The sequence below is a fragment of the Mesorhizobium sp. W067 genome, from assembly GCF_054719525.1.
The window spans coordinates 4764667-4778957 of sequence record NZ_JBTTII010000001.1; the positions used below are offsets into that span (position 1 = coordinate 4764667).

11 protein-coding genes are annotated in these 14291 nt (G+C 64.5%); 1 reads left to right on the forward strand and 10 read right to left on the reverse strand.

All coding sequences use genetic code 11. The features are described 5' to 3' along the window. Positions 1-124: 124 nt before the first annotated feature. The 5 genes from ACYG97_RS23240 to ACYG97_RS23260 form a co-directional block, all read right to left on the reverse strand. On the reverse strand, positions 125-991 hold the full coding sequence (locus ACYG97_RS23240; RefSeq protein WP_023707473.1) for a glycosyltransferase: 867 nt from the start codon (positions 989-991) through the stop codon (positions 125-127). A 206-nt stretch (positions 992-1197) separates the two neighbouring features. Continuing rightward, positions 1198-2586 carry a dihydrolipoyl dehydrogenase gene (gene lpdA, locus ACYG97_RS23245; protein ID WP_023732825.1) on the reverse strand — a complete coding sequence of 463 codons (1389 nt, stop codon included), beginning with the start codon at positions 2584-2586 and terminating at the stop codon, positions 1198-1200. A 235-nt stretch (positions 2587-2821) separates the two neighbouring features. Then, positions 2822-4225 (reverse strand): dihydrolipoamide acetyltransferase family protein, encoded by a 1404-nt coding sequence (locus ACYG97_RS23250; protein ID WP_023687604.1) that lies wholly within the window; start codon positions 4223-4225, stop codon positions 2822-2824. 2 nt (positions 4226-4227) lie between these two features. After that, the gene (locus ACYG97_RS23255) at positions 4228-5241 is read right to left on the reverse strand and encodes an alpha-ketoacid dehydrogenase subunit beta (RefSeq protein ID WP_023672171.1); all 1014 of its coding nucleotides are present in this window, start codon (positions 5239-5241) and stop codon (positions 4228-4230) included. A gap of 2 nt (positions 5242-5243) precedes the next feature. Beyond that, complete coding sequence (locus tag ACYG97_RS23260) at positions 5244-6476, reverse strand: 3-methyl-2-oxobutanoate dehydrogenase (2-methylpropanoyl-transferring) subunit alpha (protein WP_023672172.1); 1233 nt, start codon at positions 6474-6476, stop codon at positions 5244-5246. Between the two features lie 413 nt (positions 6477-6889). Here ACYG97_RS23260 and holA point away from each other — a divergent pair, with 413 nt between their 5' ends. Continuing rightward, a complete protein-coding gene (gene holA / locus ACYG97_RS23265; RefSeq protein ID WP_023732824.1) occupies positions 6890-7933 on the forward strand; it encodes a DNA polymerase III subunit delta in 1044 nt (347 codons plus the stop codon). A gap of 271 nt (positions 7934-8204) precedes the next feature. Here holA and ACYG97_RS23270 read toward each other — a convergent pair whose 3' ends face one another. From ACYG97_RS23270 to mnmE, 5 genes are all read right to left on the reverse strand, one after another. Continuing rightward, positions 8205-9092: a ParB/RepB/Spo0J family partition protein gene (locus ACYG97_RS23270; RefSeq protein ID WP_023732823.1), complete on the reverse strand. Its 888-nt coding sequence runs from the start codon at positions 9090-9092 to the stop codon at positions 8205-8207. 61 nt (positions 9093-9153) lie between these two features. After that, a complete protein-coding gene (locus tag ACYG97_RS23275) occupies positions 9154-9951 on the reverse strand; it encodes a ParA family protein (RefSeq protein WP_023672118.1) in 798 nt (265 codons plus the stop codon). A gap of 65 nt (positions 9952-10016) precedes the next feature. Then, positions 10017-10649, reverse strand: a complete 633-nt coding sequence (gene rsmG, locus ACYG97_RS23280; protein ID WP_023708807.1) for a 16S rRNA (guanine(527)-N(7))-methyltransferase RsmG — start codon at positions 10647-10649, stop codon at positions 10017-10019. Continuing rightward, on the reverse strand, positions 10646-12520 hold the full coding sequence (gene mnmG / locus ACYG97_RS23285; RefSeq protein WP_023732822.1) for a tRNA uridine-5-carboxymethylaminomethyl(34) synthesis enzyme MnmG: 1875 nt from the start codon (positions 12518-12520) through the stop codon (positions 10646-10648). Before mnmG ends, rsmG begins: the two co-directional genes overlap by 4 nt. 425 nt (positions 12521-12945) lie before the next feature. Next, positions 12946-14268 (reverse strand): tRNA uridine-5-carboxymethylaminomethyl(34) synthesis GTPase MnmE, encoded by a 1323-nt coding sequence (gene mnmE, locus ACYG97_RS23290; RefSeq protein ID WP_023732821.1) that lies wholly within the window; start codon positions 14266-14268, stop codon positions 12946-12948. Positions 14269-14291 lie beyond the last annotated feature (23 nt).

Sequence of the window (14291 nt, forward strand, 5' to 3'; positions counted from 1 at the left end):
CGCAATCGGAGCGAAGCGGAGATGGCGAGACGGGGTGGGGGTGAGCGCCGACGGTTGGCGAGGACCCCCACCCCGCTCCGCTCCGCGATCGACCCTCCCCACAAGGGGGAGGGTGAAGCGCCCGCTACTTCCGCAGAGCCATCGGTCGTCCGAGCAGAAACCGGATGAAGTTGCCTGCGGTCCGCGGCGCCATGCGGGGCTGCGTCGCCTGTCGTGGCGCGCTTTGCCTTCGCGCTGGCACCTTGGGTTCGACACCCGGTCGGCCCACCGTGAAGGAGGGCCCCGAGACCGGCTTCCCCCTCAACACGTTGGCGGCGTTGTTGTCATGGATGACGATGCACCATTGCGCGCCCTTCGATGCCGCCACGACGGTGTTGAAGCGCGTCGCCATTTTTGCGTGGTGCTCGCTGTAGACGCCGCTCATCGCCGGCGATCTCCTTTCGACCAGCGTGCCGAACGCCGACGTGACATAGTCGTGGTGCGTGTAGCGTCCGCTTGCCGTGTCGAAATTCTGGCCGTCCGGAAAGGCAATGTAGAGCGGCTGCAGGTCCACCACACGCTTTTCGATCTCCCGGCGCGCGTAGTGCTCGACGCGCTCCATGAAGGTCGGCGCCAGCGCGTCGTCGCTGTCGAGCCGCGTGAGCGAAACATAGTCGGCATCGGTATCGGCCTGGACGAAGGCATTGAAGCGATCATTGTAATCCTCGCCCGCCTCGACAAGGATCGGCCTGACGTCGACACCGGCCACGCAGCTGCACACGGTGCGAATATAGTTCTCGTGCGTATCGGCATCGAACGCCAGAAGGACAGTAAAATCCTTCAGCGACTGGCCTTCGAGCGACGACGCGCAATAGGTGTCGAACAACGCCAGGCGCTCGACCAGCCAGACCGGGTCGAGATTGGCGCGGCCCTTTCCGTCCCACTGGCTTGGCTTGAAGCCAGCGGCGATGTTGTAGCGTATGGCGATGTATTTCTTCAGGCCGGTGTCCATGGACCGACACTTAGTACATTCCGCTGATCTGCGACAACCGACGGCTGAGCGGCCACCCTCCCCCTTGTGGGGAGGGTCGGCTCGCGGTCGGAGCGAAGCGGAGATGGCGAGACGGGGTGGGGGTGAGCGCTGACGGTCGGCGAGGACCCCCACCCCGCTCCGCTACGCGGATCGACCCTCCCCACAAGGGGGAGGGTAAGCGCACTTCAAATATGCAGCGCGTGGCCCAGCGCCTTCAGCGCCGCTTCCTGGAAGCCTTCGCCTTGCGTCGGATGCGCATGGATGGTCCCGGCGATATCCTCCAGCCGCGCGCCCATTTCCAGCGCCAGGCCGAACGCCGCCGCCAGTTCCGACACGCCTTGCCCGACCGCCTGGATGCCCAGCACCAGATGGTTGTCCGCGCGGGCGACAACACGAACGAACCCGTCCTCGCCGAGTTTCGTCATCGCCCGGCCGTTGGCGGCGAAGGGGAACTGGCCGATCTTGATTTCGCCCAGCGCCTTCGCCTCTTCCGGCGTCAGCCCGGCGGTAACCAGTTCCGGATCGGTGAAGCAGACGGCCGGGATCGAGCGCTTGTCCCAGCTGCGCTTGTGGCCGGCGACGATCTCGGCCACCATTTCGCCTTGCGCCATCGCCCGGTGCGCCAGCATCGGCTCGCCGGTGACGTCGCCAATGGCATAGATGCCGCGCATCGAGGTGCGGCACTGGTCGTCGATCTTGATGAACTTGCCGGCCATGTCGAGATCGATCTGATCGAGGCCCCAGCCCTCCGTCACCGGCTTGCGGCCGACCGTGACCAGGATCTTGTCTGCCGCGATTTTGGTGCTCTTGCCGTCCGCGGTCTCGACCAGCAGCGCGTCGCCCTTGACCCCCTTGGCCTTGGCGCCAAGCATCACCTCGACGCCGAGCTGGGCCAGCCGTTTCACCACCGGCCGGGTCAGTTCCGCATCATACTGCGCCAGCACGCGCGGCAGCGCCTCGACCACGGTCACCGCGGCGCCCATTTTGGCGAACGCCATGCCGAGTTCCAGCCCGATATAGCCGCCGCCGACCACGGCGAGCTTTTTCGGCACTTCGCCGAGAGCCAGCGCTTCTGTGGATGAAATCACCGGGCCGCCGAACGGCAGGAACGGCAGTTCCACCGTCGCCGAGCCGGTGGCGATCACAACCGTTTCGGCGCGGATGATCTGGGTGCCGGTCTCGGTCTCGACCGCGACGGTCTTGCCGTCGCGGAACGTCGCCCAGCCATAGACGGTCTTGACCTTGGCCTTCTTCAGTAGCCCGGCAACGCCCCCGGTCAGCCGGCTAACAATGCCGTCCTTCCACGCAACCGTCTTGCCGAGATCGAGCACGGGCGCTGCTACCGAGATGCCGAGCGGACTGCTGCCGCCGGCCATATGCGCGACCTTCTCGAACTCTTCCGCCGCATGGATCATCGCCTTGGACGGGATGCAGCCGACATTGAGACAGGTGCCGCCCGGCCTGCCAGCTTGGACGATCACCGTATCGATGCCGAGCTGGCCGGCACGGATAGCGCAGACGTAGCCGCCGGGCCCGGCGCCGATGACCAGCAGCTTGCAGGAGATTTCTTTCATGGCGTGACCCTTTGATGCGAGGGAATGTTCCGTCGCGATCCTTCGCGCCCCCCTCTGTCCTGCCGGACATCTCCCCCACGAGGGGGGAGATCAGCAGCTTCTTCGCTTCGCTCATTCCTGCAACGATGGAGATTGGCGAAACCCTGCGTGACGTCCAATCTCCCCCCTTGTGGGGGAGATGCCTGGTAAGGCAGAGGGGGGCGCTGTCCCGCCGTCATCTCGGTCGTTCCGCCCCTCAATCCACAAATATCAGCGCCGGCGTCTCAATCAGCGCCTTGATGCGCTGCACAAACACCGCCGCGTCCCAGCCGTCGACCACCCGGTGGTCGAAGCTCGACGACAGGTTCATCATCTTGCGCGGGATGAACTGGGTGCCGTCCCAGACCGGCCGCACCATCATCTTGTTGACGCCGACGATCGCCACCTCAGGATGATTGATGACCGGCGTCGTCGCCACGCCGCCCATGGCGCCGAGCGAGGTGATGGTGATGGTCGATCCCGACAGCTCGTCGCGGCTGGCCGTGCCGGACTTCGCCGCTTCGGCCAGGCGGTTGAGCTCGGCCGCGCAATCCCAGAGGTCTCGCGCCTCGGCGTGCTTGACCACCGGCACCACCAGGCCCGACGGCGTCTGCGCGGCAATGCCGATATGGACGCCGCCATGCTGATGGATGATGCCGGCCTCGTCGTCGAACAGCGCGTTGATGTTGGGCTGGTCGGCAATCGCCTTGACCATCGCCCGCATCAGGAACGGCAGCAGCGTCAGCTTCGGCCTCTCCACACCCTTGCGCTTTTCCTTGTTGAGCGCCGCGCGCAACTCCTCAAGTGCTGTGACGTCGATCTCCTCGACATAGGTGATGTGCGGGATGCGTGACTTCGCCAGCGACATTTTTTCGGCGATCTTGCGCCTGAGACCGATGACCTTGATATCCTCGACGCTGTCATTGCGCGCCAGACCCGACGCCTTCGCCACCTGCGGCCCGCGCGCGAGAAAGGCCTCGATATCTTCGTGGCTGATGCGGCCGGCAGGGCCGGTACCCGACACCTGGCGCAGATCGATCCCCGCCTCCTTCGCCCTGAGCCGGATGGCGGGCGACGCCAGGGGCTTTTCGCCCTCCGGGCGCGGCGCGCCGGAGGGTGCCGCACCTTTAGATGTCGGCGCAGCACCCCCACCCTTAGCCCCTCCCCACAAGGGGGAGGGGGATTCAGTCTCAGCTGCCCGTGCGCTTTTGGCTGCTGGTGCAGGTGGTGGCGACTTGGCGTCGGATTTCGTGGCCGAAACGCCTCCCTCTTGTGGGGGTCCGGAGGACGGGCGAGACCCGTGGCTCGCCCCGGCAGGGGTGGGGGTCGGTGCCGCCGTGACCTCTGACGATTTCGAGCCTTCGGCGACATTGCCCTCCCCCGCCACTTTCAGCCGCACGATGGGCGAGCCGATCGCCACCGTGTCGCCGATCTCGGCGCCCAGCCACAGGATCTCGCCATCGACCGGCGAAGGTATTTCCACCGTCGCCTTGTCGGTCATCACGGCGGCGAGCAAAGCGTCCTCGCGCACGAGGTCGCCGACCTTGACGTGCCATTCCACAAGTTCGGCCTCGGCGACGCCTTCACCGACATCCGGCAGCTTGATGATGTGTTCGCCCATCCCTAGGCTCCCATGGTTTCGAGAAGCGCGCGGCCGACACGGGCCGGCCCCGGGAAATAATCCCATTCCTGCGCATGCGGGTAGGGCGTGTCCCAACCGGTAACGCGCGCCACCGGCGCTTCCAGATGGTAGAAACAATTTTCCTGCACCAGCGCCGACAGCTCGGCGCCGAAGCCGGAGGTCAGTGTCGCCTCGTGCACGACGACGCAGCGTCCGGTCTTCTTCACCGAAGCGACTATCGCGTCGAGATCGAGCGGCAGCAGGGTCCGCAAATCGATGATCTCGGCATCGATGCCGGTTTCTTCCACGGCCGCCTGCGCGACATAGACCATGGTGCCGTAGGCGAGCACGGTGACGGCCGAGCCCGCCCGGCGGATCGCCGCCTTGCCGAGCGGCACCGTGTAATGGCCGTCGGCGACCTCGCCCAGTTCATGCTTCGACCATGGCGTCACCGGTCGGTCGTGATGGCCATCGAACGGTCCGTTATAGAGCCGCTTCGGCTCCAGAAAAATCACGGGATCGGGATCCTCGATCGCCGCGATCAGCAGCCCCTTGGCATCATGAGGATTGGACGGCACCACCGTCTTCAGCCCCGACACATGGGTGAACAGCGCTTCCGGGCTCTGGCTGTGCGTCTGGCCGCCAAAGATGCCGCCGCCGGTCGGCATGCGGACCACGATCGGACAGGTGAAATCGCCGTTCGAGCGGTAGCGCAGGCGTGCTGCTTCCTGCGTCAGCTGGTCGTAAGCCGGGTACATGTAGTCGGCAAACTGAATTTCCACGCATGGCTTCAGCCCATAGGCGGCCATGCCGATGGCGGAGCCGACAATGCCGGATTCGTTGATCGGCGCATCGAAGCAGCGGGTCTTGCCGTACTTCGCTTGCAGGCCTGCCGTGCAGCGGAAGACACCCCCGAAGAAGCCGACATCCTCGCCATAGACGATGACGCGTTCGTCGCGCGCCATCGACACGTCCATGGCGTCGCGGATCGCCTCGATCATGGTCCGTCTCGGCATGGTCAGACTCCCGCCTGCTGGCGCTGGCGCCTGAGATGCGGCGGCATCTCGGCAAACACGCCCTCGAACATCTCGCGCGTCGACGGCTTGCCGCCGGCATGCAGCGTGCCGTGGCCTTCAGCTTCCTTCTGCGCCGCGATCACCGTGTCGAGGATTTCGGCTTCCGCCTGGGCATGGCGCTCATCCGACCAGACCCCGCGCAGGATCAGATGGTTCTTCAGCCGCATCACCGGATCACCGAGCGGCCAGGCGTCGGATTCGGTTTTCGGCCGGTAGGCCGACGGATCGTCCGAGCTCGAATGCGCGCCGGCACGGTAGGTGACATATTCGATCAGCGTCGGCCCGAGGTTCTGCCGCGCCCGCTCCGCGGCCCATTTGGCCACGGCATGAACGGCGAGATAGTCGTTGCCGTCGACGCGCAACGCCGGAATACCGAAGCCGAGGCCGCGCGCGGCAAAGGTGCCGGAGCCGCCACGCGCAATGCCTTGAAACGTCGAGATCGCCCACTGGTTGTTGACGACGTTGAGGATGACCGGCGCCTTGTACGTCGAGGCGAACACCAGTGCGGAATGGAAATCGGATTCGGCCGTCGAGCCGTCGCCGATCCACGCCGCCGCGATTTTCGAATCGTTGCTGATAGCGGAAGCCATCGCCCAGCCGACCGCCTGGATGTATTGCGTCGCCAGATTGCCGGAGATCGAGAAGAAGCCATGCTCCTTCGACGAATACATGATCGGCAGCTGCCGCCCTTTGAGCGGATCGGCCTCGTTGGAATAGATCTGGTTCATCATCGTGACCATCGGATAGCCGTCGGCGATGAGCAGGCCGGCTTGCCGATAGGTCGGGAAATTCATGTCGCCTGGCGCCAGCGCCTTGCGGAAAGCGCAGCTCACCGCCTCTTCGCCCAGATGCTGCATGTAGAACGAGGTCTTGCCCTGGCGCTGCGCCATCTGCATGCGCGCATCGAAGCTGCGCAGCGTCATCATGTGGCGCAACCCCTCGAGCAGCTCCTCGTCGGTGAGCAGCCCGGCCCACGGCCCGACCGCCTCACCGGTGCGGTTGAGCACACGGATGATGGAAAACGCCATGTCGCGGATTGTGCGCGGATCGACATCGATGTCCGGTCGCGGCACCGAGCCCGCCTTGGGGATAGGCACGTTGGAGAAGTCGGGCGTTCCGCCCGGCCGCACTTCCGGCTCCGGCACATGAAACCGCAACATCCCAGCATCGGTCATGACCATCGTCCTCCCATGTTGCCCGGTGGTGGATATTTGCACATCCGCGCGGCCGGCACAGCGCCAATTCATCGGGCCTCGAACCCAACCCGGCATCTCGGCCGTCAAGCGACCGCAAGATGCAGATATGGCGGCGAAATTTCTTGTCGATGTTTTGAGGCGGGGCGCAATTTGGCGCAAGATTGCGGGCGATTGCCGCCAGATACGAGCGCGACTGACCTTCTCCCCTTGTGGGAGAAGGTGGATTGCCGCGAAGCGGCAAGACGGATGAGGGGTGTTCCAGCGGAGTGAGACGTTGGTGCCTTCTGGAACACCCCTCATCCGTCGCCTTCGGCGACACCTTCTCCCACAAGGGGAGAAGGGAAGACCGCTTCTCCGTTCACTCCGCCCTCTCCCCATGCTAACCACCCCTCATGGCACAGAAGAAAGGATACGAGGTCGATTCGTGGCTGGCGAAGCCGGACGCGCGCATATCGATCGTCCTGCTTTACGGACCCGACCGCGGCTTGGTCGCCGAGCGGGCCAAAGCCTTTGCCGCGAAAACCGGCCTGTCGCTCGACGATCCGTTCTCAGTCGTCCGGCTCGATGGCGCGGAGGTCGATCGCGACCAGGGCCGGCTGCTGGACGAAGCCCGGACCGTGCCGATGTTCTCCGACCGGCGGCTTCTGTGGGTGCGCAACGCCAGCGGCCAGAAGCCGCTGGCTGAGGACGTCAAGGCGCTGACCGCGGAGCCCGCGCGCGACGCGATCATTCTCATCGAGGCCGGCGACCTGAAAAAAGGCGTCGGGCTGCGCGCCGTGGTCGAGGCGGCCGACAACGCCATGGCGCTGCCTTGCTATGCCGATGAAGCCCGCGACATCGACAGCGTCATCGACGACGAGCTGCGCAAGGCCGGCATGTCGATGGCGCTCGATGCGCGCCAGGCGCTGCGCCGCAATCTCGGCGGTGACCGGCTGGCCTCGCGCGGCGAGATCGAAAAGCTGGTGCTTTATGCCCACGGCCAGAAGGACATCGGCCTCGACGACGTCAGGGCGATGTCCGGCGACGTCTCCGGCGCCTCCTTCGACGACGCGGTCGATGCTGTGCTGGAAGGCAGGATCGGTGACTTCGACACCGCCTTCACGCGCCACTGCCTGTCCGGCGGCCATCCTTTCCTGGTGCTGTCCTCGGCGATGCGGCAGCTGCAGCAGCTTCAGGTCATGCGCGGCCAGATGGACACCGCCGGCCGCAACGCCGCCTCGGCGGTGGCCGGCGCCCGTCCGCCGGTGTTTTTCTCGCGGCGCAAGCTGGTGGAGAAGGCGCTGGAGCGCTGGAACGTCGAGGCGCTCAGCCGCGCGCTGAACCGGCTGCAGGCGGCGGTGCTGCAGACGCGGCGAAGGCCGGACTTGTCGGAAGCGCTGGCACGTCAGGCGCTGCTCGGCATTGCGGTGGAGAGCGCGAGGCTGGCGCAGCGGTAATCTCCCCCCTTGAGGGGGAGATGTCGCCAAAGGCGACAGAGGGGGTCGCCGCGCGTGGAGCGCTGGCGCATTTCGCAACCACAAACGAGGTCGGCGCTTGATGCGAGACGACCCCTTCTGGCCTACCGGCCATCTCCCCCTCAAGGGGGGAGATCAGCAGTTCGATCCCTTCGGCAATCGCCAATAAAAGAAGGGCCGGCAACCGCCAAGCCCTTTCTTCATCCTAAGCCAGAGCTTCAAAGCCGGCTAAATATGGCGCAACCCCAACCCTCTACCGCTCATCCTTCAACCGCCGGCATAGCTCGTCGAGCTGCTCCAGGCTGCGGTAGTCCACGCGGATCGCGCCGCCTTTGCCCTTGTGCTCGATGGTCACGATCATGCCGATCGTGTTGGTCATCAGTTTTTCCAGCGCCAGCGTGTCGGCATCCTTGCCCGATGCGCCGTGTGCCGGTTTTGCCTTGGGCGGCGTGCCGCCCGCCGGCATTTGCGCCAGCGCCTCGGCCTGGCGCACCGAAAGCCCGTCTTCGACGATCTGCTTGGCTAGCCCGGCGGGATCCTGCGCCGTCACCAGCGTCCGGGCATGGCCGGCCGACAGCGCGCCGTCGACCAGCATGTCGCGGATCACGTCGGGCAGCTTCAACAGCCTGAGCGTATTGGCGACGTGGCTGCGGCTCTTGCCGATGACATTGCCGAGATCGGCCTGGGTGTAGCCGTGATCGTCGATCAACTGCTGGTAGCCGAGCGCCTCCTCGACCGGATTGAGGTCGGTGCGCTGGACGTTCTCGATGATCGCCAGTTCGAGCGCCGTGCGGTCGTTGACGTCGCGCACGATGATCGGAATCTCGGTCAGCCCGGCGCGCTGCGCGGCGCGCCAGCGTCGCTCGCCGGCGATGATCTCATAGCGCCCGGCCTGCGTCGGCGAAGGCCGCGCCACCACCGGCTGCACCACGCCATGTTCGCGGATCGACTGGGCGAGATCGGTCAGGTCGGCGTCGCCAAAGTGCCGGCGCGGGTTTTTCGGGTTCGGGCTCAGGAACTCTATCGGCACCTTGCCGTCCGCATTCAAGCCCGGCTTTTCGGCTGCCACCGGGCGGTCGATCTCGCCGATCAGCGCCGCCAGTCCACGCCCCAGTCTCTTTCTCGAAAGGTCTTCGCTCATCTCAATTCCAGATTCTTGATCGTTTCGGTGACGGATCGGCTTGTTTATCGACCCTGCCTAATCAAGCGGCGCGCAATTTGCGCTCGCGGCGGATCACTTCGGACGCCAGCTGCAGATAGGCCTGGCTGCCTGAGCACTTGAGATCGTAGAGGATTGCCGGCTTGCCGTAGGACGGCGCCTCGGACACCCGCACATTCCTAGGAATGATCGTCTCGTAGACTTTGTCGCCCATGTGTGCCCGCACGTCCTGCACCACCTGGTTGGCGAGGTTGTTGCGGCCGTCATACATGGTCAGCACGATGCCCTGGATGATCAGGTCTGGATTGATCGAACGACGCACCTGCTCCACCGTTTCCAGGAGTTGGCTTAGCCCTTCCAGCGCGAAGAACTCGCACTGCAGCGGCACAAGAACAGAATCGGCTGCCGCCATTGAATTCAAAGTCAAAAGGTTGAGCGAGGGCGGGCAGTCGATCAGCACATAGCCGAACGGCGCACCGCGCTCGGTGGCGGCGCGCAGCGCGTTGCGCAGCTTAAGCACGCGATCCGGCGCCGAGGCGATTTCCATCTCGATGCCGAGCAGATCGAGCGTCGACGGCACGATCGACAGGCCGGGCACCGCCGTTGGAATGGCGGCCTCTTCCAGGCCCAGTTCGCCGGTCAGCACATCGTAGGAGGAGACGGTGCGGTCCTTGCGGTCGATACCGAGACCCGTCGAGGCATTGCCTTGCGGGTCGAGATCGACGATCAGCACCTTTTCGCCGATCGCGGCCAGCGCCGTGGCCAGATTGATGGCGGTGGTGGTCTTGCCGACGCCGCCCTTCTGGTTGGCGACGGTGATGATGCGAGGTCCGGTTTTCATGGGTCTGTGCCAGGTATTCATGTGGGCCAGGTATTCATTGCGTCGCCAAGGTTGCAAAGGAGAGCTTACGCCGTCCGCAGATCGGTCACTTCGAGGATGACGCCATGGGCGTCGGTCATGCTCGGATGTTCTACCAGATCGAAAGCCCAGCGGTGAGTGCTTTCTTCCACCTCGGAGCGGTAATCCCGGCCTTTGTGGAACAGCGCCCGCGATCCCTTGGTCAGCCACGGCGCCGACAGATCGAGCAGCGCCGGCAGCGCGGCCAGCGCCCGCGCCGTGATGATTTCCGGTGCGGAAACAAGCGCATAGCTGTCGTCGATGCGCCGGGCGACGACCCGTGCCGGCAAACCGAACTGGCCAATGACCGCCTGCAAAAACGATGCTTTCTTGCGGTTGCTCTCGACCAGATCGATCGACGCGCCGTCGCGCTCGCCCAGCAGGAAGGCCATTACCAGGCCCGGAAAACCGCCGCCCGAACCAAGATCGGCCCAGCGTTTGGCCTGGGGGGCGATTCGCGCCAGCTGCGCGCTGTCCAGAATATGGCGGCCCCAGACATCGTCCAGCGTCGACGGCGCGGCCAGATTGATGCTGCGGTTCCATTTCAGGAACAACTGTTCGAACGTCACCAACCGATCGAATGTTTCACGTGAAACCGGTCCCGCGGCCTCTTGCAGGCTCGCCCATGAGGCAGCGCTCACGCAACGGCCCTTTGCGCGGCCGTTTCAGCGTTGCGGACGTGCGCGACGATGATTGCCAGCGCCGCCGGCGTCATGCCTTCCATACGCTGCGCGTCAGCAATCGACCGGGGCTGACGCGTTAGCATCTTCTGCTTCAGCTCATTGGACAGGCCGGGAACATCGGCGAAATCCACCGACGCCGGGATCAACCGGCTTTCCTCGTGGCGGATCTGTGCGACATCTGCCTGCTGGCGATCAAGGTAAACCGAATATTTCGCTTCCGTTTCGAGCCGCTCGGCGGTTTTGGGGTCGATTGCGCCAAAGGCCGGCGCAACACGGGCCAGCCAAGCGATATCGACGCCGGGATGAGCGAGCAATTCGTAGGCGGAGCGGCGCACGCCGTCCCTGTTGATCTCCAGCCCATGCCGCGCTGCTTCGTTGGGCGTCATCGTCGTCGCAGCTGCGAGTTCGCGCGCCCTATCAAGATCCTGTGTGACTTGATTGAACCGCCGCGTTCGCTCCGGCGACACAATACCAAGCCGATTTGCCAGAGGCGTAAGCCTTTCATCGGCATTGTCGGCGCGCAGCGATAGGCGAAACTCCGCCCGCGAAGTGAACATGCGGTAGGGCTCGGCAATGCCGCGGCTGGTGAGGTCGTCGACCATCACACCGATATAGGCTTCGGTGCGGCTGAGCACGATTTGGTCGTCGGCCGCCGCCTTGCGCGCGGCGTTGAGCCCGGCGAGCAGGCCCTGCGCTCCGGCTTCTTCATAACCGGTGGTGCCGTTGATCTGACCGGCTAGGAAAAGCCCCGCAATACGTTTGGCCTCAAGCGTCGGCTCCAACTCGCGCGGATCGACATGGTCGTATTCGATGGCGTAGCCGGGCTGCAGCATGGTCGCCCGCTCTAGCCCGGGTATAGTTTTGAGAATGTCGAGTTGCACATCCTCGGGCAGGGAGGTCGAAATGCCATTGGGGTAGACCGTGTCGTCGTCCAGCCCTTCCGGCTCGAGGAAAATCTGGTGGCCTTCGCGATCGCCGAACTTGACGATCTTGTCTTCGATCGACGGGCAATAGCGTGGTCCGACCCCCTCTATCGAGCCGGAATACATGGCGGAGCGGCCGAGATTGGCGCGGATCAGCTCGTGCGTCGCCGGTGTCGTACGCGTGATGCCGCAATGGATTTGCGGATTCTTGATTGTGTCGGTGAGCAGCGAGAACGGCACTGGATGTTCGTCGGCCGCCTGGCTTTCCAGCGACGCCCAGTCGATGGTGCGGCCATCGAGCCGCGGCGGCGTGCCGGTCTTCAGCCGTCCAAGCGCGAAACCGGCGCGGCTCATCGTCGCCGACAGGCCAAGGCTCGCCTGCTCGTTCATCCGCCCGGCGACAATCTTCCTGTCGCCAATGTGGATGAGGCCGCGAAGAAAAGTGCCGGTGGTCAGGACGACTGCACCGCACGCCAACCGGCGCCCGTCGGCCAGGAGCACAGCGGCGATCCGTCCTTCTTCGATCTCGAAATCCAAGACTTCGCCTTCGACGACGTCGAGACCGTTCTGCTGCCGAATCGCTTCCTGCATGGCCAGCCGGTAAAGCTTGCGGTCGGCCTGCGTGCGCGGCCCGCGCACGGCAGGGCCTTTGCGGCGATTAAGCAGGCGGAATTGGATGCCGGCAGCATCGGCGATGCGGCCCATCAGCCCGTCCATGGCGTCGATCTCACGCACCAGATGGCCCTTCCCGAGGCCGCCGATCGCCGGATTGCAGGACATGACACCGATCGTGTCGAAGCGCAGCGTGATCAGCGCGGTCCTGGCACCGGCGCGCGCGGCAGCGCTCGCAGCCTCGCACCCGGCATGGCCACCGCCCACCACAACCACATCATAGTGATCGATCATTGTCCCTTCCAGATTCAGAGATTTCCCGACACATGTCCCCACGAGAGGACGCTGTCAAGGATTGCAGGTTGATTCGTTCACGGGGAACGGAGTGCTGAAAGCCGCAGAGGTGTTTCACGTGAGTGAGGGAAGCGGCGACAATTACCTCGGCCGGCGCTGCCCCTCATCTGCCTGCCGGCATCTTCTCCCGGTGAACAAGGAGGAGCTAAGCGCTGGCGCGCTTCGGTGGTTGGCGAAATCCCGGAGATAACAGTATCTTTCTCCCCGTCCGTGCGAAATGCCCGGGAGGACAATGAGGGGCGGGGCCGGCCTTCGGCACTTGCCGTTTTTGCCAAACTCCTCATTTCACGTAAAACACGCACTTGGGCGGCCCCCTGTGTTTCACGTGAGTCACTCACACAGCGCGCCCCCCTGTTTCACGTGAGTCACTTCCCAATGCAAAACTGCGAAAAGATCACGTCCAGCAGGTCCTCGACATCCACCGCGCCGACAATCCGGCCAAGCCGGTCCGCCGCAAGACGCAGCTCCTCCGCCCGTAGCTCCTGGCCGCACTCTTGCCCCGACAAAGCCGAGATCAGAAAGCGCCTGGTCTCATTGAGCAGCTCCACATGCCGCAACCGAGACGGCAGGATGTCACCGGCATCGCCGATAGCAGCCGCGGCGCGCCTGCCGATCTCAGCCAGCAGTTCAGCCAAACCAGTGCCGTCCACCGTCGATATCAACGCATCATACGCCTCTGATCGCGGCGAACCTTTCAAGAGATCGACCTTGGTGCCGATTCTCAAAGCCGGGGCGTCAACAGGCATGTTGCCGATCGCAGTAGGGTCCGCCAGATCTTCCAGCAACAGCACCAGGTCAGCCGTGTGCGCCTTGGCCCGCGCCTTTTCGATACCGATCGCTTCGATCTTGCCGGGCGACTCGCGCAGGCCCGCGGTGTCGGTTACCCTGACCCGCACTCCGTGGAGATCCAGCACCACTTCGAGCAAATCCCGCGTCGTGCCGGGCTCGTCGGTAACAATCGCCGCCTCACGTCTGGCCAGCACATTGAAAAGGCTGGATTTTCCGGCATTCGGTGAACCGAGGATGACAACCTCAAACCCGTCACGGATGATCTCGGCGGCATGGAAGCCATCGACATGCCGGCCGATCTCGCCCACCATTGCGCGCACATCGGACCAAACCGTGTCCGAAACGGAACCGGGCACGTCGTCTTCGTCGGCGAAGTCGATTTCCGCCTCGATCATGGCCCGTGCATGGATCAGGCGATGGCGCCAGCCAAGATAGAGTTCGCTTTGCACTCCTTCGGCATTCTGCACGGCAAAGCGCCGCTGCGCTTCGGTTTCGGCGTTGACCAGATCAGCCAACGCCTCCGTCTCGACCAGATCCAGCTTGCCGTTGAGAAGAGCCCGGCGCGTAAATTCCCCAGGCTCCGCATGACGCAGGCCGTCAAAGCCGGCGACGATCTCCAGCATCTTGCCGGCGACGGCGCGGCCGCCATGGACGTGGAACTCGGCGACATCCTCGCCGGTAAAACTGTTCGGCCCAGGAAAAAACAGCACCAGGCCGTTGTCGATAAGCGACCCGTCCACCGTTCGGAGCTTGCGCAGGGTCGCACACCGGTCCTTGACCGTGCCACCAGCCACCGTTTCGACAACGAATCGAGCCCTCGGTCCGGAAATGCGGATGACAGCGATGCCGGCGGGCAGGCGCCCGCTGGAAAGCGCAACGATCGAATCGCCCGAAATCATTTGCCCGTTCTCACCGGTCGCCT

What these genes read in the sequence shown, in the direction of transcription:
- holA (WP_023732824.1), top strand. Translation starts at nt 6,890, where the DNA reads ATGGCACAGAAGAAAGGATACGAGGTCGATTCGTGGCTGGCGAAGCCG.
- ACYG97_RS23240 (WP_023707473.1), bottom strand. Translation starts at nt 991, where the DNA reads ATGGACACCGGCCTGAAGAAATACATCGCCATACGCTACAACATCGCC.
- mnmE (WP_023732821.1), bottom strand. Translation starts at nt 14,268, where the DNA reads ATGATTTCGGGCGATTCGATCGTTGCGCTTTCCAGCGGGCGCCTGCCC.
- ACYG97_RS23270 (WP_023732823.1), bottom strand. Translation starts at nt 9,092, where the DNA reads ATGAGCGAAGACCTTTCGAGAAAGAGACTGGGGCGTGGACTGGCGGCG.
- ACYG97_RS23260 (WP_023672172.1), bottom strand. Translation starts at nt 6,476, where the DNA reads ATGACCGATGCTGGGATGTTGCGGTTTCATGTGCCGGAGCCGGAAGTG.
- ACYG97_RS23250 (WP_023687604.1), bottom strand. Translation starts at nt 4,225, where the DNA reads ATGGGCGAACACATCATCAAGCTGCCGGATGTCGGTGAAGGCGTCGCC.
- mnmG (WP_023732822.1), bottom strand. Translation starts at nt 12,520, where the DNA reads ATGATCGATCACTATGATGTGGTTGTGGTGGGCGGTGGCCATGCCGGG.
- lpdA (WP_023732825.1), bottom strand. Translation starts at nt 2,586, where the DNA reads ATGAAAGAAATCTCCTGCAAGCTGCTGGTCATCGGCGCCGGGCCCGGC.
- ACYG97_RS23275 (WP_023672118.1), bottom strand. Translation starts at nt 9,951, where the DNA reads ATGAAAACCGGACCTCGCATCATCACCGTCGCCAACCAGAAGGGCGGC.
- ACYG97_RS23255 (WP_023672171.1), bottom strand. Translation starts at nt 5,241, where the DNA reads ATGCCGAGACGGACCATGATCGAGGCGATCCGCGACGCCATGGACGTG.